Source organism: Paraburkholderia sp. GAS82, from assembly GCF_050436285.1.
GTDB lineage: Bacteria > Pseudomonadota > Gammaproteobacteria > Burkholderiales > Burkholderiaceae > Paraburkholderia > Paraburkholderia phenazinium_B.
In genome coordinates, this window is the sequence record NZ_JBNDLX010000008.1 from 321077 (window position 1) to 341826 (window position 20750).

The window sequence follows — 20750 nt, forward strand, 5'->3', positions numbered from 1 at the left end:
GGAACGAGCCGAACTCCATCGCCGGTCACCCAGCGCTCAACCCGCCTTGACCCGATGCGCGAACTTCTGACGAAACTTCGCGACCTTCGGCGCCACGACGAACGAGCAATAGCCCTGATCCGGATGCTGCGCGAAATAGTTCTGATGATAGGCTTCGGCCGGCCAGTAGTTGCCGTCGAGCGGCAGCACCTGGGTAACGATCTGTCCGTCGTAGATGCCTTCGGCGGCAATCTCGCGAATCGCCTGCAACGCCGTTTCGCGTTGCGCTTCCGAATGAGTGAAGATCACCGAACGGTATTGCGTGCCGACGTCGTTGCCCTGCCGGTTAAGCTGGGTCGGATCGTGGATCGCGAAGAAAATATCCAGAATCTCGCGGTAGCTGATGCGTGCCGGGTCGAAATCGACCTTCACGACTTCAGCATGCCCGGTGACACCGTCGCACACCTGCTCGTAAGTCGGGCGCTCCGTCTGACCGCCCGCGTAGCCGGACTCCACGACATTGACGCCGTCGACGCCGAGAAAAACCGCCTCGAGGCACCAAAAACATCCGCCTCCAAGGGTGGCGGTTTCGACTGTTTCACTCATGTTGCCTGCTCCTCGTTGGTTGCCACCCGCGGATACGGCGGCCTCGCCGCGCCGCCGCCCTTTTTCACGCCTGTCGTGCCAGACCGCCGGCGGACATTTACCGCTACCCGCATGAAGCGGGCCACGCCTGCGGCGGCGGTTCATGGCAGCTCAAGCGCTCGAAGGCAACTGGAAAGAATTGAGGTCGCCTGATGGCGACATCGGCCAAGGTTCGCGGCCAGTTCGCCCGCGATTCCGTTAAAATTGGGACAAATCGCCGATTTTCTACATGACTTTCGATTCAATTTATACCCTTCGCGCGCCATATGCGGCCGCCTGGCCGGCCCTGCGGATCTGCTTCCGATGAAGCGCGCCAGTCCGCCCAATTTCGACCAGCTCGCCTTCAAAAAGGCGCTGGGCCAGTTCGCCACCGGCGTTACCGTCATTACGACACGTGCGGCGTCGGGGCGGTTGATCGGCATCACGGCGAGCTCATTTAATTCGGTGTCGCTCGCCCCGCCACTCGTGCTGTGGAGCCTCGCGACGCGTTCGGCGTCGATGCCGGCATTCCAGACGAATAGCCACTATGTCGTCAACGTGCTGGCCGCGTCGCAGCTCGATCTGTGCAAGCGCTTTGCGACCGTGAAGGGTGACCGCTTTGAGGGTGTCTCACACGCGGCGGGCGATTCCGGGATGCCGGTGCTCGACGGTGCGCTAGCGTGGTTTGAATGCCACAACCGCAGCCGCTACGAGGAAGGCGACCACGTTATTTTCGTTGGAGAAGTGGAACGCTGCGGGATCCGTGAGGATGCCGGGGAGATTGCACCGCTGGTGTTCCAGAACGGCGAATTCCACGGACTAAAGCCGCTCTAGGCGGCTCATGTTGCGTCCGGGCCGCGAGTATTTGCTCGCGGAGTCGGCCCACGGCATGCTGCCCGCGCCGTTTCTCCGGACTTCCTCCGCACTTTCATTCAGTCGCCTGCAACCACGCTGGTTCTGGCCATCGCTCCTGGCACCAGTTCCACCGGCACGCCCGAATCCTCCTTGAGCGTCTGCAGAACGATGTTCGAGCGGATATCCATCACGCCGGGCGCCTTATACAGCCGCTGCAGCACGAAATCCGAGTAGTGCTTGAGGTTGTGCGCGAGCACCCGCAGCAGATAATGAGTCTCGCCCGTCACGACGAACGCTCCCACCACCTCCGGCCAGTCCCTTAACGCCTCGGCGAAACGCTCGTGCCAGTTTTGCTGGTCGTTGCGCATCGATACCTGCACGAACGCCTCCAGTTCGAAACCCAGCACCTCGCGGTTCAGGCACGCCCGGTAACGTTCGATCACTCCCTGCTCTTCCAGCAAGCGCAACCTCCGCAGACACGCGGAGGGCGAGAGCGAGATCCGCTCTGCCAGGTCGAGATTGCTGATCCTTCCCTCTTGCTGAAGCACCGTCAAGATACGGCAATCGGTGGCGTCGAGCGAGATCGCGTTCATATTCGGTCTCCCTTTCCTGTTTGCATCAAATTATGTTCCAAGGGAGACCAAAAAACGAGATTTTTTCGCAAGCACATTTCATCTCGCCCCGCCTATCATTCGAGAGATACACAGAAAGGCGCATCGGAGACATGACTACACTCTGGGACATCACCCCCGCCGTCGACACCGCAACGCCCGTCTGGCCGGGCGATACGCCGGTTGGCATCGAGCGCGTCTGGCGCATGGAGGCGGGCTCGCCCGTCAACGTCGGACGGCTCACGCTCTCGCCACATACCGGCGCGCATACCGACGCGCCGCTTCACTACGACGCCGAGGGCGCCGCCATTGGCGCAGTGCCGCTCGACGCATATCTGGGCCGCTGCCGCGTGATCCATTGCATTGGCGCAACACCGGTCGTCACGCCCGAGCATGTGGCCGGCTCGCTGGACGGTGTGCCGCCGCGCGTCCTGCTGCGCACCTACCAGCAAGCGCCGACCACGACGTGGGACAGTGCGTTCTGCGCAGTCGCGCCGGAGACGATCGATCTGCTGGCGTCGCACGGCGTCAAGCTGATCGGCATCGACACCCCGTCGCTCGACCCGCAGGAATCGAAGACGATGGACGCGCATCACCGCATCCGCGCGCACCGGATGGCGATTCTCGAAGGAATCGTGCTGGATGCCGTCGCGCCCGGCGACTACGAACTGATCGCGCTGCCTCTCAAATTCGCCACGCTCGATGCGAGCCCGGTGCGCGCCGTTCTGCGCGCGCTGCCCGCCGCCGAACTCGGCTGACCCATTCTGATTTTTTGACTCTGGACCATCATGAAAAACCGTGACGAAGCCGTAGCGCTCGACCGCGCCGACCCGCTTGGCGCCCTGCGCGACCAGTTCGCGCTGCCCTCGACCACCATCTACCTGGACGGCAACTCGCTTGGCGTGCCGCCGGCCGCCGCCGCGCAGCGCGCGCAAACCGTGATCGCCGCCGAATGGGGCGAAGGACTGATCCGCAGCTGGAACAGCGCGGGATGGTTCGCATTGCCGCGGCGCCTGGGCAACAAGCTCGCACCGCTGATCGGCGCAGCGCACAACGAAGTCGTCGTCACCGATACGATTTCGATCAACCTGTTCAAGCTGCTTTCAGCCGCCGTGCGTCTTGCGAACGAGCGTGACCCGAAGCGGCGCGTGATCGTCTCGGAACGCTCGAACTTCCCGTCGGACCTGTATATCGCGCAGGGGCTGATCGAGCAGCTCGATCGGGGCTACGAACTGCGCCTCGTCGACGATCCGTCCGAACTGCCTGCAGCGATCGGCGACGACACCGCTATCGCGATGATCACGCACGTGAACTACCGCACTGGCTATATGCACGACATGGCGGCGCTCACGAAACTGATTCACGACAAGGGCGCGCTGGCACTGTGGGACCTCGCGCATTCGGCGGGCGCGGTGCCGGTGGATCTGAATGGTGTCGGCGCGGATTACGCGGTGGGCTGCACGTATAAGTATCTGAATGGCGGCCCCGGCTCGCCGGCGTTTGTGTGGGTGCCGCATCGTCATCAGAATGCGTTCGCGCAACCGCTGTCGGGCTGGTGGGGTCATCGTGCGCCGTTCGAGATGAACCCGGTCTACAAGCCCGATGACGGCGTGGGACGCTTCCTGTGCGGCACGCAGCCGATGGTGTCGATGGCGCTCGTGGAATGCGGGCTCGACGTGTTCCTGCAAACCGATATGCAGGCGGTTCGCCAGAAGTCGCTGGCGCTGACCGATCTGTTCATCGAACTGGTCGAATCGCGCTGCGCCGAGTTTCCGCTTACGCTCGTCACGCCGCGCGATCATGCGCAACGCGGCTCGCATGCGAGCTTCGAACATCCGCACGGTTATGAAGTGATGCAGGCGCTGATTGCGCGCGGCGTGATTGGCGACTATCGCGAACCACGTGTGTTGCGCTTCGGCTTCACGCCGCTGTACACGCGCTTTGTCGACGTGTGGGATGCCGTCGAAACGCTGCATGAGGTGCTGGTCAAAGAGACCTGGCGTGCACCGGAATTTGCCGCTCGCGGCGCGGTGACCTGAGGAGCGCGCGATGACCGATCATATGCAAACGCCGGGGCTGCCTGGTTCACCTGATGAGTCTGCTGCTGCGCCGGTGCAGGGCGGCTGTCCGTTTGGTCACGGCAGCGGTAGCACTGCTGCAGTTCACGCTGCCTCAGCGCCACATGTCCCGGCGGCGGACGACGAAAACGAAAGCGCGGGCGAGATCGATAACGGCTGGCACAACGCCCAACTCGATTTCTCGAAGTCGATGAGCTACGGAGATTACCTCTCGCTCGGCTCCATCCTGTCTGCGCAACATCCGCTTTCGCCGGATCACAACGAGATGCTGTTCATCATCCAGCATCAGACGAGTGAACTGTGGATGAAGCTTGCGTTGTACGAGCTGCGCGCTGCACTCGAAGCGGTGCATCGCGATGAGTTGCCGCCCGCGTTCAAGATGCTGGCGCGCGTGTCGCGCATCATGGAGCAGTTAGTACAGGCGTGGAGCGTGCTGTCGACGATGACACCGTCCGAATATACGGCGATGCGCCCTTACCTGGGTAGCTCGTCCGGATTTCAGTCGCATCAATACCGGCAGATCGAGTTCCTGCTCGGCAACAAGAATGAACTGATGCTGAAGCCGCATGCGCATCGGCCTGACGTGCTCGCCGAAGTGCAGGCCACGCTCGAAGCGCCTTCCTTCTATGACGAAGTGATCCGTCTGCTCGCGCGGCGCGGATTTGCGATTGCATCCGGGAGGCTGGAGCGCGACTGGACCCAGCCGACCACGCACGATGCGTCAGTGGAAGCAGCATGGCTCGAGGTTTATCGCAATCCGTCGCAACATTGGGAACTGTACGAGATGGCCGAGGAGCTGGTCGATCTGGAAGACGCGTTTCGGCAGTGGCGCTTTCGTCATGTGACGACGGTTGAGCGGATCATCGGCTTCAAGCAAGGCACGGGGGGTACCAGCGGCGCGCTGTATCTGCGCAAGATGCTGGACGTGGTGCTGTTTCCAGAGTTGTGGCATGTGAGGACGATGCTTTAGTCCGCAGACGCTCGCTCCACCACCACGGGACGAGCGACGTACCTCGAACCTGCTACGTCGCCCGATAAGCGCCAGCCGATATCCGCGCACGCCCCCGCTTCTGCACCGCCGGCACAATCGCCGGAGCATCAGCAACACCATCACCACGAGCCGCGGCTTCATCGGAAGCATCGCGGCTCGCGTCGTTCAGATGCTGGTAACGGCGAAACTTCGAAGGTGACATTCCCTTCGCAAGCAGGAACTGCCGGTTGAAATTGGACAGATTGTTGAAGCCGACCTTGTAGCAGATATCGGTCACGCTCAACTCATCGTCCATCAACATCTGGCAGGCGAGATTGATACGCATGCGGTTGACGTACTGCACGAACGGCATGCCGGTATGACGGCGAAAATAACGTGAGAAAGCGCTTACGCTTTGCCCCGCCAGTTGCGCGAGATCTGACTCACGCAAGTCCGAGGACAGATTCTTGCCAATATAGGACAGCGCATGATTGATGCGCGTGGCAGCGAAACTGGTCGGATCCGTCTGATAAGCAGGGCTCGCCAGCAGTTCGGTATCCTGAGCACTCACCAGCACTTCGAACATCGACATGAACAGCACGATGCGGCGCAAGCCACGCGCGTTCAACAGCTCCATAAAGAGCGGCTGGATCGCCGCGCTGGTTTGCGCGCCGAACGACACTCCACGCCGCGAAGCGGCCAGCAACGCCTCCACCTGACGCCACTCCGGAAAGCTCTCCATACAGTGCGCGACGAACTCCTGTCCGAACTGCACGACCAGATTGCGCCGTTCAACGGTTTCGCCTTCCGGCACGTCGCTCACCCAGTTGTGCGGCAGGTTCGGCCCCACCATCACCAGATTGCCAGGCACAAAGTTGCTGATGTGATCGCCGACGAACACCTTGCCGGTCGTCGCCACGATCAGATGGATTTCGTATTCGGGGTGGAAATGCCAGCGCACCGTGCGGTACGGATACCCGTGGGACCACACCTTGAACGATTCGTCGCGGCGCACGGCCACGAGCTCGAGATCGGGTTGCACGTGTCTTCCTCCATTGAAGCGGCTTGCTGCAGCGCTGATTTCTGGCGCGCGCCGCCGGTCTTCGGTTTGTATAACGGAAATTAGCCCTCAAACGCGCTGCGCACCACTAAAAATGAGACTGCAGACTGATACTTTTTTGCATCGGGGTTACTCCTGACGCTTTGAATGTCAAATTTGATGCATTGCAACAGCGCTGCAAACGGGCACCAGACAACGCTGCCCACTCTCCGCACACCTCGCAGAAGCCCCGCCACGCGGCGCTGCGCCACAGATTGAGGCGTTTGCCGCCTTGACTTTCGATTCGCCGGATACGATCATTCGTTCACATGCAGAGCAAATGCTCCACTCAGAAAACGCACGCGTAGACCGTGCGTGAAAAACTTTCGCAAGGGATCGACACGAGCGCTCAAGCGCTAACTCCGGTCCACAAAGGAGACACCTATGAACAGCGGCCAAAGCGGCGTCGCGAACGCCCACGTGATCTTGCACATTGGCGCAGGATCGTTTCACCGCGCCCATCAGGCGTGGTATCTGCACCGCCTCAACGAGCTACGCAAGGAAGGCGAACCGCGCTGGTCGCTCACGGTCGGCAATATTCGCGGCGACATGAACGCTGTGCTCGAAGGACTCGCGGCGCAAGACGGTGTCTATACGCTCGAAACCGTCACGCCCGCAGGTGAGCGCGAGTATGAGACGGTGCGTTCGATTGAGCGCGTGGTGCCGTGGTCGGAGACCCTCGACGGACTGATCGAAGCGGGTGCCGATCCGGCCTGCAAGATCATCGCGTTCACGGTCACCGAAGGCGGCTATTACCTCGACGAGCACGACCGCCTCGACACAGCCCTTGCCGACCTCGCCGCCGACCTCAAAGGCGCCCGCACGACCATCTACGGCGCATTGGCGGCGATTCTCGAAGCGCGCATGCAGCGCAACGCCGGGCCGGTGACGCTGCAAAGCTGCGACAACCTGCGCAGCAATGGCGAGCGTTTCCACGCCGGAATGAGCGAGTTCCTCGAGCGCAGCGGCGCGGCGGCGCTCGCGGCCTGGTTCGACGCCAATACAAGCTCGCCGAGCTCCATGGTCGACCGCATCACGCCACGACCCACCCCCGATGTGCGCGAACGCGTGCTGGCGGCCACCGGTTTCGACGATGCCGTGCCGGTGATGGGCGAAGCGTTTATCCAGTGGGTCATCGAAGACCGCTTTTGCGCCGGACGGCCGGCGTGGGAGCGGGTCGGCGCGGAGCTGGTCGAATCGGTGGTGCCGTATGAAGAGGCCAAGATCCGCATCCTCAATGCCACCCATAGCTGCATTGCCTGGGCCGGAACGCTGGTCGGGCTGAACTACATCCACGAAGGCACGCAAGACGCTGAGATCCGCCAGTTCGCCTTCGATTACGTCACACAGGATGTGATCCCCTGTCTCACGCCGAGTCCGCTCGATCTGGCGCGCTATCGCGACGTCGTGCTCGACCGCTTCAGCAATCCGCATATCCAGGATACCAATCAGCGGGTCGCGGCCGACGGCTTTTCGAAGATCCCGGGCTTCATTGCCCCGACCCTCGCCGAGTGCTTCGAACGCGGTGTCGAGCCGGCGGCCACTGCCATGCTGCCCGCGCTGTTCTTCCGCTTTCTCGACCGCTGGCAGGCCGGCAAGCTGCCGTACAAGTATCAGGACGGTGTGATGGACGAACGCGTTGCGCGCGCATTCTTTGCCGCGCCCGACCCGTTGCAGGCGTTCTGCGCCGATCGGCTTCTGTGGGGCAGCCTCGCGCAAACGCCCCATCTGGAGAAGGCGCTGCGCGGTGCGCTAGCCCGCGTGGATGCGTGGCTAGCCACGCGCGCCTAAGGCTCGGGGGCGCGCCCACCGCGCCCCCGCCTCCTTGACGACACACTGCCGCGGCCACCACGAACCACCGCACGCCGTCCCGGGTCAGGTCTAACGCCCATGGCATCGACCGCCGTGTGCGGCTACAGTAGCGCATCCCCAACGACGAAGGTTCCGCGCCCATGTATCTCGGCATCGACCTCGGCACGTCCGAAGTGAAAGTCCTGCTGCTCGCGTCAAACGGACGCGTGATCGGTACGGCAGGCTCTCCGTTTACCGTTTCGCGCCCGCATCAGCGCTGGGCCGAACAGAATCCCTCCGACTGGTGGGAAGGCACGCGCGCCGCCCTCTTTGCGCTGCGCGCGAAGCACCCCGACGAATTCGCCCAGATCCGCGGCATTGGCCTCTCGGGGCAGATGCACGGCGCCGTGCTGCTCGATGCGCAGGACCGTGTACTGCGCCCGGCGATCCTGTGGAACGACATGCGCAGTGTCGAGGAATGCGCCGAGCTGACCGAGCGTGCGCCGGAGTTGCACCAGATAGCCGGCAATCTCGCGATGCCCGGTTTCACCGCGCCCAAACTGCTGTGGGTCGCACGTCATGAGCCGGAGATTTTCCGGCAGACAGCGTATGTGCTGCTGCCGAAGGATTATCTGCGGCTGCAGCTGACCGGCGACAAGGTGTCCGATCCTTCGGATGCCGCGGGCACGTTGTGGCTCGATGTGGCGAAGCGCGACTGGTCCGACACGCTGCTCTCCGCCTGCGACATGAGCCGCTCGCAGATGCCGCGTCTGTGCGAAGGCAGCGAATCGTCCGGCATCTTGCGCGCCGACGTGGCCCATGAGTTTGGCCTCGGCGACGGTGTCGTCGTCGCGGCAGGCGGTGGTGACAACGCGACGAGCGCGATCGGCATCGGTGCGACGCAACCGGGCGACGGCTTTGTCTCACTGGGCACCTCGGGCGTGCTGTGTGTGGTCGGCGACAGCTTCCGGCCGAACCCGTCATCCGCCGTGCACGCGTTTTGCCACGCGATTCCGGACCGCTGGCATCAGATGAGCGTGGTGCTCTCGGCAGCGAGTTGCCTGCGCTGGGTCTGCAAGCTTACCTCCACCGACGAACCCACGCTGCTCGCCGAAGTCGAAGCGCTGACGCCCGAAGCTTTGGCGAGCGCGCCATTTTTCCTGCCGTATCTATCCGGCGAGCGCACGCCGCACAACGATCCGTATGCGCAGGGCGTGTTCTTCGGCATGAATCACGCCACCGATCGCGCGTTGCTCGGTTACGCGGTGCTCGAAGGCGTAACCTTCGCGCTCACTGACGGGCTCGATGCACTGCGCGCTGCCGGCACCGAGGCGAGCGGACTGTCACTGCTTGGCGGCGGCGCGCGCAGCAACTACTGGGCGCAACTACTGGCGGACGCGCTAAACACCACCACCCGCAAGCACGGCGGCGGCGAAACCGGCGCCGCGCTCGGCGCGGCCCGCCTCGGCTGGCTGGCGGCAGGTGGCGATCCGGCGCAGGTGCTCACCAAACCCCCGGTCGAAATGGAATTCACCCCGGACCCGGCGCGACACGCGGCCTTGCGCGCGCGGCTGGATGGCTTCCGGACGTTGTACCGGCATGTACGGCCGCTGTTCGACCCGTCGCGCGAGCGGCTGGCTTAGCGATGACGTCCCCCATGCCGGAATCAGCAGACTGAGAGACTGCTATCCTCGGCGCAAACCACAAGAAGCCCACCGTGCCCAAGTCCAACGAAAAACTCGACCTCGCCACACGCGCCGCGTGGCTCTACTACGTCGCAGGCAACACCCAGAACGAGATCGCCGAGAAGCTGCAGGTGTCGCGCCCGGTGGCACAGCGGCTGGTCGCATTCGCGGTCGAGAAAAACCTGATCCGCGTGCGGGTCGATCATCAGCTCGCCGATTGCCTCGCGCTCGCCGAGCAGTTATCGAAGCGCTATGGCCTCGCGATGTGCGAAGTCGTGCCGGTCGACAACGACACCGCCGAGGAAGTCGACCGCAAGCTCGCCGTCGCCGGCGCGCAGGTGATGGAACGCTATCTGAACGAAGAAAAGCCAATGGTAGTCGCGGTGGGCAGCGGCCGGACGCTCAAAGCCGCGGTCGACCAGATCGCCCAACTGGAGCGTCCGCAACACCGGTTGGTATCGATGGTCGGGGCGATCGCCCAGGACGGCTCCTCGAACCGCTACGACGTCGCGCTGCACATTTCGGAGAAGACCGGCGGCAAGCATTTTCTGCTGCCCGCGCCGCTGCTCGCCGATAGCGAGGCCGAGCGCGCGCAGTGGTGCAATCACCGTCTGTACCGGATCGTCGAATCGCTGACAGGCGAGGCCGATGTGGCGTTTGTCGGGATTGGCAACATCGGACCGCACTGTCCGCTATACGAGGATGGGTTTATTACGTCAAGCGAAGTGAAGGAGCTCGTGCAAAACAAGGCGGTAGCCGAGATCCTCGGTCTGCCGATAGACGCGGCGGGTGGGCACGTCGAATCGTCGACGGGGCAGCGCGTCACCAGCGTGGCGCTGGATTCGCCGCCGCGGCGGCCCACGATTGGCTTCGCCGGCGGCGAGCGCAAGCGCGAGGCGGTGATTGCAGTGCTCAAAGGCGGATGGCTGTCGGGGCTGGTGACCGACGAACTGTGCGCACGAGCGGCGCTGGAGGCGTGAACGCTACAGGCAAGATGCGCCGGCTATACGCGGCGCACCTTGCCTTCTTCGCGGTCTTCGCGGTCTTCGCTTAAGCAGCCAGTACCTCGACAATCTTGCGCTGGAACGCTTTCCCTTGGGCGTCGAACAGATGGCAATGCTCGGGCGTCGCGCCGAGCTTCTGCGTCTCGCCCTTCGTATGCCGTTCGAGCGGCGGAATACGCGCAATCAGACCTTCCGGCGACACACTCGATTCCGCGTACAGATAAGCCGCATCCCCAAGCGATTCAATCGCCATCGTGCGTGCCGAAACGCCGTCATCGGTCGTGCCGACGTGCAGATGCTCGGGGCGAATCCCAACCGTCACCTTGTCGCCCTGCTTCACCGTGCCCGGCTCCACTGCAACGCGCTGGGTCTCGCCGGTTTCGTAGCGCACCGTGACGCCGTCGTGCGTAACCGACTGCACCACGCCCTCCATGAAGTTCATTTTCGGCGAGCCGATAAAGCCTGCCACGAAGCGGTTGGCCGGCGCGTGATACAGCATCGTCGGGCTGCCGACCTGCTCGACATTGCCCGCCGATAGCACCACGATCTTGTCCGCCAGCGTCATGGCCTCGACCTGATCGTGCGTCACGTAGATCATCGTGGTCTTCAGCTCGTCGTGCAGACGGGCGAACTCCAGGCGCATCTTCACGCGCAGCGCGGCATCGAGGTTCGACAGCGGTTCGTCGAAGAGGAACACCTTCGGCTTGCGCGTAATCGCACGGCCGATGGCCACGCGTTGCCGCTGGCCGCCCGACAACTGCTTGGGCTTGCGGTCGAGCAGGTGGTCGATGTGCAGAATCTTCGCTGCATTGCGCACCGCCGCGTCGATCTCCGGCTTCTTGGTGCCGGCAAGCTTCAGCCCGAACGCCATGTTGTCGTACAGCGTCATGTGCGGATAAAGCGCGTATGACTGGAACACCATCGCAATGCCGCGCTTGGCCGGCGGCACGTCGTTCACGCGCGTGCCGTCGATATTCAGATCGCCGCTCGTGATGTCCTCGAGGCCGGCGATCATGCGCATCAGCGTCGATTTCCCGCAGCCGCTCGGGCCCACGAACACAACGAACTCACCGTCCGCGATGTCGAGATTGACGTCGCGCATCACTTCATTGTCGTCGTAGGCTTTTCTGATGTTGCGCAGAGTTAAGCTTGCCATGATGTGTCTCCGTATGTTTCTCGTACTACGTTAATCCAGTTTGACAGCGTCCGCTAGCGGCGTGTGCCTGTCTCTTTCCGCACCCGGCTCGCAAACCCTCTCGATACCTTCTCAATGCAATGCCGCCGTCACGCGCTGGGTCCATTGCGCCACCAGCTCGGGCAGTTGCGTCATATCGTCGAATACGTGGGAAGCACCCGCCGCATGCAACGCGCCGATCTGCGCCTCGCTCGCGTGACCGCCTCCGATAAATCCCAGCACCGTCATTCCTGCCGCGCTCGCCGCCGTCACGCCGGTTACGCTGTCTTCCACGACCAGACAGGCGCTGCTCGCCAGACCGAAACCCTTTGCCGCCGCCAGATACACGTCCGGAGCGGGTTTCGGCATGGCGACGGCATCGGCACAGTACAGCCGGCCATCGAAGAACTTCTCGAGGCCCGTGCGCGCCAGCACCGTTTGCACATACGCCTTGAAGCTGTTGCTCGCGCATGCCTTGATAAGCGGAATCTGCGCGAGCGCCTCGGCAATGCCGGCGACTGCAGGTGCCTGCATCGCCGCAGCTTCGACGGCGTGGCGTATCGAGGCCATGTCTTCCGCGCTCAGGCTGCGGCCAAGTTGCGCGGCAGCGTTTTCGAGCACCCGTTCGATGCGCAACCCAAGCAGTGGCAGCACCACCGGTTCGACGTCGGTATCCGGCCAGCGCGCCTCCAGCTCATGCACCAGCATGCGCGCCGCCACCGCTTCGCTGTCGATCAGGACACCGTCGCAATCGCAGATCAACGCCAGCCGGTTACCAGTCACGGTGTTACCGGTCATTTAACCGCCCCGAACGTCAGCCCACGCACCAGTTGCTTCTGCGACAGCCAGCCGACGATCAGGATCGGCGCCACCGCCAGCAGCGAAGCGGCCGAAAGCTTGGCCCAGAACAACCCTTCAGGACTCGAGTACGACGCGATAAACACCGTCAGCGGCGCCGCGTTCGAACTGGACAGGTTGATACTCCAGAACGCCTCGTTCCACGACAGGATTACCAGCAGCAGCGCCGTGGAAGCCAGACCCGGCAGCGACATCGGCATCAGCAGGAAGACGATTTCCTGCCAGGTCGCCGCGCCATCCATGCGGCCTGCTTCAAGAATATCGCGCGGAATCTCGGCGAAGTACGTGAAGGTCATCCACACCGCAATCGGCAGATTGATCAGCGTGTAGACGATCACGAGCCCCGACACCGTATCGAGCAGCCCGGAGTTCTTCCACAGCAGATAGATCGGCACTAGCACGCCCACCGACGGCATCATCTTCGTCGACAGCATCCACAACAGCAGCTTCTGCGTGCGGCGGGTCGGAAAGAACGCCATCGCGTAAGCACACGGCACGGCGAGCAACAGACACAGCACCGTGACGCCCGCCGAAATCAGCACCGAATTCCACGCGAACGAGAAATAGTTGCTGCGTGCGAACACCTCACGGAAGCTGTCCAGCGTCGGGATGAAAAACAACGACGACGCATAAGCCTGCTGCTCGGTCTTGAACGCGGTGATCGTCATCCAGAAGATCGGGAAGAACAGCAACAACGCGATCAGCCATGCGAACACACCAGGAATCGCGCGCTTGAAGACGGCCCACGGCGCGTTCTTCGACGAGGTGGCCGACGACGAAACAGGTGAAGCGGCAACGTGGCTCATTTTTCGTACTCCCCTTTCAGGTTCTTCGCGAGCATGCGGACAAGGAAGAACGACACGATGTTCGCCAGCACCACCGCGAGAATCCCGCCGGCCGAGGCGAGGCCCACGTCGAACTGTTGCAGGCCGAGCGAATAGATCAGGTAAGACAGATTGGTGGTCGCCGTGCCTGGGCCGCCGCCTGTCGTCGTATAGATTTCAGCGAAGATCGACAGCAGGAAAATGGTCTCCATCATCACCACCACTGCAATCGCCCGTTTCAGGTGAGGCAGTGTGATGTAGAAGAACATCGAGAAGGCACCCGCGCCGTCGATCTTGGCCGCTTCCTTCTGCTCCTGGTCGAGCGACTGGATGGCCGTGAACAAAATCAGGAACGCGAACGGTAACCACTGCCACGAGACGATCATGATGATCGCGGTGAGCGGATAGTCGGCGAACCAGTCGATCGGCTGCATGCCTATGGCGCGCATACCCTGCGCGATCAGGCCGTACACCGGATGCAGGATCATGTTCTTCCAGATCAGCGCGCTGACCGTCGGCATCACGAAGAACGGCGCAATCGCCAGCAGCCGTGCGACACCCTGGCCGTAGAACTTACGGTCGAACAGCACCGACATCAGCACGCCGCCCACTACCGTAATCACCAGCGTGGCGATAATCAGTTCGAGCGTGTGTCCGATCGACGGTCCAAACGACGGGTCTGTAGCGAGGTACTTGTAGTTGTCGATCCCCGCAAAACCCTTTTCATCAGGGTTGAGCAGGTTGTAGTGCGAGAACGAAAACCAGATCGTCATCGCCAACGGAATCGCCATCCACAGTACCAGTACAGCAGTGGACGGCGCCGCTAACCAGCGCGCGGAATTGGCTTTGCGCGTTTCGCGCTCTTTTTCGGTCTGGGGAGTGGCATGCATGAGAGGAAGGCGCAGAGGACGCATGATGTGACCACCTGTTCGGTAAAGCGCGGTAAACGCGCGGCTGAAAGTTCAGCCCGAGGTGCTGCCGGTCGCGGCGAAGCGGGTGCGACCGGGACGTGGCTCAGGCGTAACGGCTCAGCCGCGACGGCCCGCTGTGCTGCAAGGGCCGGCTGACTGGCGTCAGCCGGCGTGTTTCACGTCACTTCAGATAACCGGCCTGACGCACAGCACGTTCGGCGGTAGCCTGTCCGGCTGCCAGTGCCTGGTCGACGGTCATCTGTCCGGCGAGGGCACCCGAGATGCTTTGGCCCACTACCGTACCAAACGACTGAAACTCAGGAATGCCGACGAACTGCACACCGGTGTACGGCACCGGTTTGAGCGTCGGATGATTCGGATCAGCCGTTTCGATCGCCTTCAGCACGAAGTCGGCAAACGGTGCGGCCGCCTTGTACTCAGGACGAGCATAGGTCGACTGACGGGTTCCCGGAGGCGCCGAGGCCCAGCCTTCATCCTTCGCGACCATCTCGATGTATTCCTTCGAGGTGGCCCACGCGATGAACTTCTTCGCAGCATCAGCCTGCTTGGACGACTTCGGAATTGCCAGCGCCCAGGCCCACAGCCAGTGTGCGCCGTTCGGCGTCACTTCGGTCGGAGCGGCAGCAAAACCCACCTTGTCGGCGATCTGCGATTGCTGCTTGTTGTACAGCATGCCGGCCGCCACCGTCGCATCGATCCACATCGCGCACTTGCCCGATGACATCAGCGTCAGGTTTTCGTTGAAGCCGTTCGAGCTTGCGCCCGGAGGGCCGTCTTTTTGCAGCAGGTTGACGTAGAAGCCGATAGCCTTCTTCCATTCCGGCGACGTGAGCTGCGGTTCCCACTTCTCATTGAACCAGCGGCCGCCGAAGGTGTTCACGACCGTGGTCGCGTACGCCATGTTTTCGCCCCAGCCGGCCTTGCCGCGCAGGCAGATACCGTAGATGCCGTTGGCCTTGTCGGTGAGCTTGTCGGCGAATTGCTGGATCTGGTCATAAGTCGGCTGATCCGGCATCGTCAGACCCTTCGCTGCGAACAGGTCCTTGCGGTAATACGTCATCGAGCTTTCGACGTAGAACGGCAGCGCGTACAGCGAGCCGTTGTACGAGAGCCCCTCGCGCGCCGTCTTCACGACGTCGTTCAGATCATAGGCGGCGGGCAGGTTCGTGATCGGGGTGAGCCAGCCGCGCTTGCCCCATTGCGGCGTCTCGTACGCACCGATCGTCATCACGTCGAACTGGCCGCTGCCGGTCGTGATGTCGGTGGTGGCGCGCTGACGCAGCACGTTTTCTTCCAGGATCACCCAGTTCAGCTTGATGTCCGGATTGGCCTGCTCGAACGCCGGCGACAGCTTCTTCAGCTCGATCATGTCCGGGTTGTTCAACGTCGCGATCGTCACCGTCCCGGCCGTGGCGTTCAACGCTGCGCACGCAACGGCGGCGGCACCGACGGCCTTGAGCGCGGGTTTCATGGCTGCTTTCATCACTTGTCTCCTTTCTAGTACGTTATGTTTTACTGCGTTGTTGTGCAAACGGGCGTTAAGCAGGTAAGGGCCCACGGGTTAGCTCATCCAGTTGCCGCCATCGACGTTCAGCGTCTGTGCGGTGATGTAATCCGCATCAGCGGAAGCAAGGAACAACGCTGCGCCGGTCAGGTCGTCGGGAACACCCATACGGCCGAGCGGCACCGCCTCGCCGACCAGACGCTTCTTTTCGCCGGGCTGACGGTTCTCATATTTCGCGAAGAGCGCGTCGACCTGATCCCACATCGGCGTATCCACGACCCCGGGTGCGATCCCGTTGACGTTGATCCTGTGCGGCGCCAGCGCCAGTGCAGCGGACTGCGTATAGCTTAGTACGGCGGCTTTGGTTGCGCAGTAGTGTGAAACGAGTGCCTCGCCGCGCCGGCCGGCCTGCGATGACATGTTGATGATCTTGCCGCCGTGGCCCTGCTCGACCATGCGCTGGGCGACGGCCTGCATCAGGAAGAACATGCCTTTGACGTTGACGGCGAAGAGGCGGTCGAAGACGTCCCAGGATTCGTCGAGAATCGGACGCATGTCGAACAGCGCGGCGTTGTTGAAGAGAATATCGATCTGGCCGAAGCGTTCGACCGTGCTTGCGACAATGCGCTGGATGTCCTCGCGGCGCGTGACGTCGGCGCTGATGGTTAGCACCCGGTCGCCGTCCGCGTTGCGCAGCGCCGCTCCGAAGCCGTCAGCCGGCTTGACGTCGACCAGCACGCAACGCGCACCTTCGTCCAGATACCGGCGGGCAACGGCTTCGCCGATTCCGCTCGCTGCACCTGTGAGGATCGCCACTTTCCCTTGCAATCGCGTTGCCACTGCGTGTCTCCGGTTCGTTTCGAGTTTTGTCGCGCGGTGAGCGAACGCTCGTTGCGCGAACAATTGCTCTGTTGGTGATCGAATGATCGGATACGCGTCCGGTCATGTCAAGGCGGTTAACGAGATTTCGATGGTGCAGCGCGGCAGTGCTGGGGGGAGTCAGTTCGTCGTGCTCTGTCGAGGCCGCGGCACGCACCTGTGGCGGCAATACGCCGGCAGCGGACTGCCCTCAGCCGCTGACAAACTTATTAGATACGTTATATCATTGCATCCCCGCTTAACCGCGAAGCTCTCCCGGATCGGCCGGCACCCTTCGCATTCAACTCTTTAGCAGCAGGGATACCGATGAACAAACTCAGCTTGAAGTGGCACGATGCGCGCCGTGCGCTCAGCCTGTCGAAGTATCTGGTGGCCGGCGCCGCCGTGCTGGCGCTCGGCCAAGGCGCCTTCGCGCAGGATGCGAAGATCCAGGTGGTGGCCGCGGAGAACTTCTACGGTGACGTGGTGCATCAGCTGGGCGGCGACCATGTGGACGTCACCAGCATCCTGAGCAACCCGGACGAAGACCCGCATCTGTTCGAAGCGAGTCCGAAGACCGCCCGCGCGTTGCAGCACGCGAACCTTGTGGTCTACAACGGCGCCGATTACGATCCGTGGATGGCGAAGCTGCTGAACGCATCGAAGAACAATGCAAAGCGCACGATCATCGTCGCCGCCGATCTGATCGGCAAGAAAAGCGGCGACAATCCGCACCTCTGGTATAACCCGGCAACCATGCCCGCAGTAGCCCGTGCAGTCACCACGGCACTCGAAACGGCTGACCCGGCGAACAAGTCGGCGTACGATGCGAACCTCGCGAAGTTTCTCGATTCGCTCAAGCCGATCGACGCCAAGGTGGCCGATCTGCACGGCCGCTATGCCGGCGTACCGGTGACGGCGACGGAACCGGTGTTCGGCTACATGTCGGACGCCATCGGCCTGACGATGCGCAATATGCGCTTCCAGCTGGCGACGATGAACGACACGGAAGCGAGCGCATCGGATATCGCTACGTTCGAACGCGACCTGCGCGAAAAGCGCGTGCGGGTCCTGATCTATAACAGCCAGGCAACCGAGGCCCTGACCAAACGCATGTTGAAACTCGCGCAGCAATCGCACGTGCCGACCATGAGCGTCACGGAAACGGAACCGGCCGGCAAAAACTACCAGGTGTGGATGCTCTCGCAACTGGACGCGCTCTCCGCGGCGCTGGCGGCGGGTGATACCGGTGCGCCGGCAGCGGCGTCAGCGGCAGCCAAATAAGGCAGTAACCATCGGAACCACGTAATGACTCTGACTGGCCGCACATCGTCCAATGCCGCGCCCGTTCTCGAACTCGAGAACGTGACGCTGGAACTGGGCGGCCGTGCCATCCTGCGCGACACCAGTCTGCAGGTGAATCAAGGTGAATTCATCGGCGTGCTCGGGCCGAACGGCGCGGGTAAAACCACGCTGATGCGTGCCGTGCTCGGCCTCGTGCCGGCGGCGAGCGGCACGATCCGCGTCCTCGGTCAGCCGGTAGTGCGCGGCAACGCGTCGATTGGATATATGCCGCAGACGCGCGCCGCGCTCGCCGGCCGCCGCGTGCGCGGCCGCGATTTTGTCGCGATGGCGGCCGATGGTCATCGCTGGGGTCTGCCGCACGCCGACGCGAAAACGCGCGCAGATGTGGAACGCGTGCTGGATCTGGTGGGCGGTCGAGCGCTGGCGGCGCGGCCTTTGTCCGAGCTGTCGGGCGGCGAGCGTCAGCGTCTATTGCTCGCGCAGTGCCTGCTCGGCAATCCCAAACTGCTGCTGCTCGATGAGCCGCTGATCAGTCTGGATCCGCATCATCAAAAGAGCGTGGTCGAACTGGTGCGCAACGTGCAGCAGGAACTCGGCATCGCGGTGCTGTTCTCTGCGCACGAACTCAACCCGCTGCTACATGCGCTCGACCGGGTGCTGTACCTGGGCAGCGGAGTCGCAGCACTCGGCACGGTTGATGAAGTTATCACGAAGCCGGTGCTGTCGCGGCTCTACGGCTCGGCCATCGACGTGATGCGCGTGAATGGCCGCATCTTCGTGATGTCAGGCGACGTCGAAGTCGAAAAGCACGATCACGAACACGAAGACGACGCCCATGATCACGATCATGGCGGCGCGTCGGGCCACGGGCATAAGCACGGCCATGGCCACTCACACGGCCATCACCACGCCTCACGCGACGGACACACGAACGATGTTTGAATACGATTTCATGGTGAACGCATTCGCGGCGTCGGGGATCGTCGCGGTGCTGGCAGGGATTGTTGGCTATTTTCTGGTGATGCGCGGACAGACGTTTGCAGGCCACGCGCTCTCGCACGTCGGCTTCACCGGTGCGACCGGCGCGGTGCTGCTTGGCATCTCGCCGATCTGGGGGATGATTGGTTTCACGTTGGCAGCAGGTGTCGGCATGGGCGCGCTCGGCGAGAAACTCGCGGGGCGCGATGTGGCGATCGGCGTGATCCTCTCGCTCGCGCTCGGCTTCGGACTGCTGTTTCTGCACTTCTTTACCGCTTACGCGACTCAGGTCACTGCACTGCTGTTCGGCAATGTGCTCGGCGTGAACGCGTCCACGCTGGGCGTGCTCGCGGGACTCGGTCTGCTCAGCCTGCTTGCGCTCGCCGCGATCATGCGGCCGTTGCTGTTCGCTTCGCTTCAACCGGAACTGGCCGAGGCCAAGGGCGTGTCGCTGCGGCTCGTGTCGGTGCTGTTTCTGGCGATTGCGGCGCTGGCAGTGGCGGCATGCACGCAGATCGTCGGCGTGTTGCTGGTGTTCACGCTGATGGTAGGGCCGGCGGCCGCGGCGCAGAACCTCACCACGAGGCTCTCCACCGGGCTCGTGCTCGCGGCGCTGCTCGCGCTGGTGCAAGCGTGGCTGGGACTCACGCTCGCGTTTTATACGGATTGGCCGACGAGCTTCTGGATCACCGCGCTAGCCGCCTTGGTATATGGCGGGAGTTTGCTAGGCCGGCGGTGAGAGATCGCGCATCAGGCGAGCAAAACCTTCGCGTGATGCGCAATATGATCCTCGATGAACGTCGAGATGAAAAAGTACCCGTGGTCGTAACCCACGTGACGCCGCAGCATCAACGGCTGTCCTGCGGCATGGCACGCCGCTTCGAACACATCGGGGTATAACTGCTCGGAAAGAAACTGGTCCGACAGACCCTGATCGATCAGAATCCCCTCCGCGAACTTGTGCGAGGTGTTCGCCACCAGTTCGCTCGCGTCGTACGCCTTCCACGCTTCCCGATCTCGGCCCAGATAGCCGCCGAACGCCTTCTCGCCCCACGGAGCGATCGAGGGCGCCGCAATCGGCGCGAACGCCGACACCGACCGGTAAATCTGTGGATTGCGTAGCGCCAGCATCAGCGCGCCGTGGCCACCCATCGAGTGACCGAAGATGCCGAGCCGCTCGCCGTCCACCGGCAGATTCGCCAGCACCGTTTCTCGCAGTTCGTCGCGCACGTACGAGTACATCCGGAAGTGCTTCGACCAGGGTTCCTCAGTCGCATCGACATAAAATCCCGCACCCACGCCGAAGTCCCATGCCGCGCTTTCGCCCGGGATACCCGCACCGCGCGGACTGGTGTCCGGTGCGATCAGCGCAATCCCGTGCTGCGCGGCGAAGCGCTGCGCGCCTGCCTTGATCGGGAAGGTTTCCTCGGTACAGGTGAGACCCGCGAGGTAGAACAGCGCCGGCACCTTCACCTCCGCGGCATCGGCTCCCTGCGTGGCTTGCGGCGGTAGATACACCGCAAAACGCATAGGCAGCCCGATCACCTTCGACTCATGCTTGTAGATACGCTGCGCGCCGCCGTAGCAGGTGTGATTGGCTAGCAGTTCGAGCATCGCGCCC

Annotated in this window: 20 protein-coding genes; 10 read left to right on the forward strand and 10 right to left on the reverse strand. The window is 62.8% G+C overall.

The features are described from left to right. Positions 1–36: 36 nt before the first annotated feature. A complete protein-coding gene (gene msrA, locus P3T17_RS25490) occupies positions 37–585 on the reverse strand; it encodes a peptide-methionine (S)-S-oxide reductase MsrA (RefSeq protein WP_429409303.1) in 549 nt (182 codons plus the stop codon). A gap of 342 nt (positions 586–927) precedes the next feature. Here msrA and P3T17_RS25495 point away from each other — a divergent pair, with 342 nt between their 5' ends. Further along, positions 928–1437: a flavin reductase family protein gene (locus P3T17_RS25495; RefSeq protein ID WP_429286823.1), complete on the forward strand. Its 510-nt coding sequence runs from the start codon at positions 928–930 to the stop codon at positions 1435–1437. A 98-nt stretch (positions 1438–1535) separates the two neighbouring features. On the opposite strand, the gene P3T17_RS25500 is transcribed toward P3T17_RS25495, so the two are convergent. Continuing rightward, positions 1536–2051, reverse strand: coding sequence for an Lrp/AsnC family transcriptional regulator (locus P3T17_RS25500; RefSeq protein WP_074263491.1), 516 nt, complete (start codon positions 2049–2051; stop codon positions 1536–1538). Between the two features lie 131 nt (positions 2052–2182). Here P3T17_RS25500 and kynB point away from each other — a divergent pair, with 131 nt between their 5' ends. From kynB to kynA, 3 genes are read left to right on the forward strand one after another with little or no spacing between them, the layout of a single operon-like run. Further along, positions 2183–2827 carry an arylformamidase gene (gene kynB, locus P3T17_RS25505; protein ID WP_429409304.1) on the forward strand — a complete coding sequence of 215 codons (645 nt, stop codon included), beginning with the start codon at positions 2183–2185 and terminating at the stop codon, positions 2825–2827. Between the two features lie 30 nt (positions 2828–2857). Next, a complete protein-coding gene (kynU, locus tag P3T17_RS25510; RefSeq protein WP_429409305.1) occupies positions 2858–4108 on the forward strand; it encodes a kynureninase in 1251 nt (416 codons plus the stop codon). 10 nt (positions 4109–4118) lie between these two features. Beyond that, entirely contained in the window at positions 4119–5117 is a 999-nt protein-coding gene (gene kynA, locus P3T17_RS25515) for a tryptophan 2,3-dioxygenase (protein ID WP_429409307.1), read from the forward strand. Between the two features lie 52 nt (positions 5118–5169). Here kynA and P3T17_RS25520 read toward each other — a convergent pair whose 3' ends face one another. Continuing rightward, entirely contained in the window at positions 5170–6159 is a 990-nt protein-coding gene (locus P3T17_RS25520; protein ID WP_429409308.1) for an AraC family transcriptional regulator, read from the reverse strand. Between the two features lie 441 nt (positions 6160–6600). Between P3T17_RS25520 and dalD the strand changes: the two genes are divergently transcribed. The 3 genes from dalD to P3T17_RS25535 all read left to right on the forward strand — a co-directional run bounded on the left by dalD (position 6601) and on the right by P3T17_RS25535 (position 10672). After that, positions 6601–8007: a D-arabinitol 4-dehydrogenase gene (gene dalD, locus P3T17_RS25525; protein ID WP_074263486.1), complete on the forward strand. Its 1407-nt coding sequence runs from the start codon at positions 6601–6603 to the stop codon at positions 8005–8007. 161 nt (positions 8008–8168) lie between these two features. After that, positions 8169–9650, forward strand: a complete 1482-nt coding sequence (gene xylB / locus P3T17_RS25530; RefSeq protein ID WP_429409309.1) for a xylulokinase — start codon at positions 8169–8171, stop codon at positions 9648–9650. Positions 9651–9724: 74 nt separating this feature from the next. Beyond that, on the forward strand, positions 9725–10672 hold the full coding sequence (locus P3T17_RS25535; RefSeq protein ID WP_074263484.1) for a sugar-binding transcriptional regulator: 948 nt from the start codon (positions 9725–9727) through the stop codon (positions 10670–10672). A 70-nt stretch (positions 10673–10742) separates the two neighbouring features. Here the strand turns inward: P3T17_RS25535 and P3T17_RS25540 are convergent, their stop codons facing one another. From P3T17_RS25540 to P3T17_RS25565, 6 genes are all read right to left on the reverse strand, one after another. Beyond that, positions 10743–11852 (reverse strand): ABC transporter ATP-binding protein, encoded by a 1110-nt coding sequence (locus P3T17_RS25540; protein WP_074263483.1) that lies wholly within the window; start codon positions 11850–11852, stop codon positions 10743–10745. A 111-nt stretch (positions 11853–11963) separates the two neighbouring features. Then, a complete protein-coding gene (locus tag P3T17_RS25545) occupies positions 11964–12668 on the reverse strand; it encodes an HAD family hydrolase (RefSeq protein ID WP_429409310.1) in 705 nt (234 codons plus the stop codon). Continuing rightward, positions 12665–13534 carry a carbohydrate ABC transporter permease gene (locus P3T17_RS25550; protein ID WP_074263481.1) on the reverse strand — a complete coding sequence of 290 codons (870 nt, stop codon included), beginning with the start codon at positions 13532–13534 and terminating at the stop codon, positions 12665–12667. The genes P3T17_RS25545 and P3T17_RS25550 overlap by 4 nt, the downstream gene beginning before the upstream one ends. Further along, positions 13531–14466: a carbohydrate ABC transporter permease gene (locus P3T17_RS25555; RefSeq protein ID WP_074263480.1), complete on the reverse strand. Its 936-nt coding sequence runs from the start codon at positions 14464–14466 to the stop codon at positions 13531–13533. The genes P3T17_RS25550 and P3T17_RS25555 overlap by 4 nt, the downstream gene beginning before the upstream one ends. 178 nt (positions 14467–14644) lie before the next feature. Next, on the reverse strand, positions 14645–15967 hold the full coding sequence (locus P3T17_RS25560; RefSeq protein ID WP_074263479.1) for an ABC transporter substrate-binding protein: 1323 nt from the start codon (positions 15965–15967) through the stop codon (positions 14645–14647). A gap of 78 nt (positions 15968–16045) precedes the next feature. Next, a complete protein-coding gene (locus P3T17_RS25565; protein ID WP_429409311.1) occupies positions 16046–16828 on the reverse strand; it encodes an L-iditol 2-dehydrogenase in 783 nt (260 codons plus the stop codon). A gap of 345 nt (positions 16829–17173) precedes the next feature. Between P3T17_RS25565 and P3T17_RS25570 the strand changes: the two genes are divergently transcribed. From P3T17_RS25570 to P3T17_RS25580, 3 genes are read left to right on the forward strand one after another with little or no spacing between them, the layout of a single operon-like run. Beyond that, positions 17174–18130 carry a metal ABC transporter solute-binding protein gene (locus P3T17_RS25570; protein WP_429409312.1) on the forward strand — a complete coding sequence of 319 codons (957 nt, stop codon included), beginning with the start codon at positions 17174–17176 and terminating at the stop codon, positions 18128–18130. A 24-nt stretch (positions 18131–18154) separates the two neighbouring features. After that, positions 18155–19093, forward strand: a complete 939-nt coding sequence (locus tag P3T17_RS25575; protein ID WP_429409313.1) for an ABC transporter ATP-binding protein — start codon at positions 18155–18157, stop codon at positions 19091–19093. Next, a complete protein-coding gene (locus tag P3T17_RS25580) occupies positions 19086–19868 on the forward strand; it encodes a metal ABC transporter permease (protein ID WP_074263475.1) in 783 nt (260 codons plus the stop codon). The genes P3T17_RS25575 and P3T17_RS25580 overlap by 8 nt, the downstream gene beginning before the upstream one ends. A gap of 11 nt (positions 19869–19879) precedes the next feature. Here the strand turns inward: P3T17_RS25580 and fghA are convergent, their stop codons facing one another. Further along, positions 19880–20743, reverse strand: coding sequence for an S-formylglutathione hydrolase (gene fghA, locus P3T17_RS25585; protein WP_429409314.1), 864 nt, complete (start codon positions 20741–20743; stop codon positions 19880–19882). Positions 20744–20750: the final 7 nt, after the last annotated feature.

Excerpts from the sequence above, each read along its gene's own strand:
- msrA (WP_429409303.1), bottom strand. The coding sequence starts at position 585 with ATGAGTGAAACAGTCGAAACCGCCACCCTTGGAGGCGGATGTTTTTGG.
- P3T17_RS25495 (WP_429286823.1), top strand. The coding sequence starts at position 928 with ATGAAGCGCGCCAGTCCGCCCAATTTCGACCAGCTCGCCTTCAAAAAG.
- P3T17_RS25500 (WP_074263491.1), bottom strand. The coding sequence starts at position 2,051 with ATGAACGCGATCTCGCTCGACGCCACCGATTGCCGTATCTTGACGGTG.
- kynB (WP_429409304.1), top strand. The coding sequence starts at position 2,183 with ATGACTACACTCTGGGACATCACCCCCGCCGTCGACACCGCAACGCCC.
- kynU (WP_429409305.1), top strand. The coding sequence starts at position 2,858 with ATGAAAAACCGTGACGAAGCCGTAGCGCTCGACCGCGCCGACCCGCTT.
- kynA (WP_429409307.1), top strand. The coding sequence starts at position 4,119 with ATGACCGATCATATGCAAACGCCGGGGCTGCCTGGTTCACCTGATGAG.
- dalD (WP_074263486.1), top strand. The coding sequence starts at position 6,601 with ATGAACAGCGGCCAAAGCGGCGTCGCGAACGCCCACGTGATCTTGCAC.
- xylB (WP_429409309.1), top strand. The coding sequence starts at position 8,169 with ATGTATCTCGGCATCGACCTCGGCACGTCCGAAGTGAAAGTCCTGCTG.
- P3T17_RS25540 (WP_074263483.1), bottom strand. The coding sequence starts at position 11,852 with ATGGCAAGCTTAACTCTGCGCAACATCAGAAAAGCCTACGACGACAAT.
- P3T17_RS25545 (WP_429409310.1), bottom strand. The coding sequence starts at position 12,668 with ATGACCGGTAACACCGTGACTGGTAACCGGCTGGCGTTGATCTGCGAT.
- P3T17_RS25550 (WP_074263481.1), bottom strand. The coding sequence starts at position 13,534 with ATGAGCCACGTTGCCGCTTCACCTGTTTCGTCGTCGGCCACCTCGTCG.
- P3T17_RS25555 (WP_074263480.1), bottom strand. The coding sequence starts at position 14,466 with ATGCGTCCTCTGCGCCTTCCTCTCATGCATGCCACTCCCCAGACCGAA.
- P3T17_RS25560 (WP_074263479.1), bottom strand. The coding sequence starts at position 15,967 with ATGAAAGCAGCCATGAAACCCGCGCTCAAGGCCGTCGGTGCCGCCGCC.
- P3T17_RS25570 (WP_429409312.1), top strand. The coding sequence starts at position 17,174 with ATGAACAAACTCAGCTTGAAGTGGCACGATGCGCGCCGTGCGCTCAGC.
- P3T17_RS25575 (WP_429409313.1), top strand. The coding sequence starts at position 18,155 with ATGACTCTGACTGGCCGCACATCGTCCAATGCCGCGCCCGTTCTCGAA.
- P3T17_RS25580 (WP_074263475.1), top strand. The coding sequence starts at position 19,086 with ATGTTTGAATACGATTTCATGGTGAACGCATTCGCGGCGTCGGGGATC.
- fghA (WP_429409314.1), bottom strand. The coding sequence starts at position 20,743 with ATGCTCGAACTGCTAGCCAATCACACCTGCTACGGCGGCGCGCAGCGT.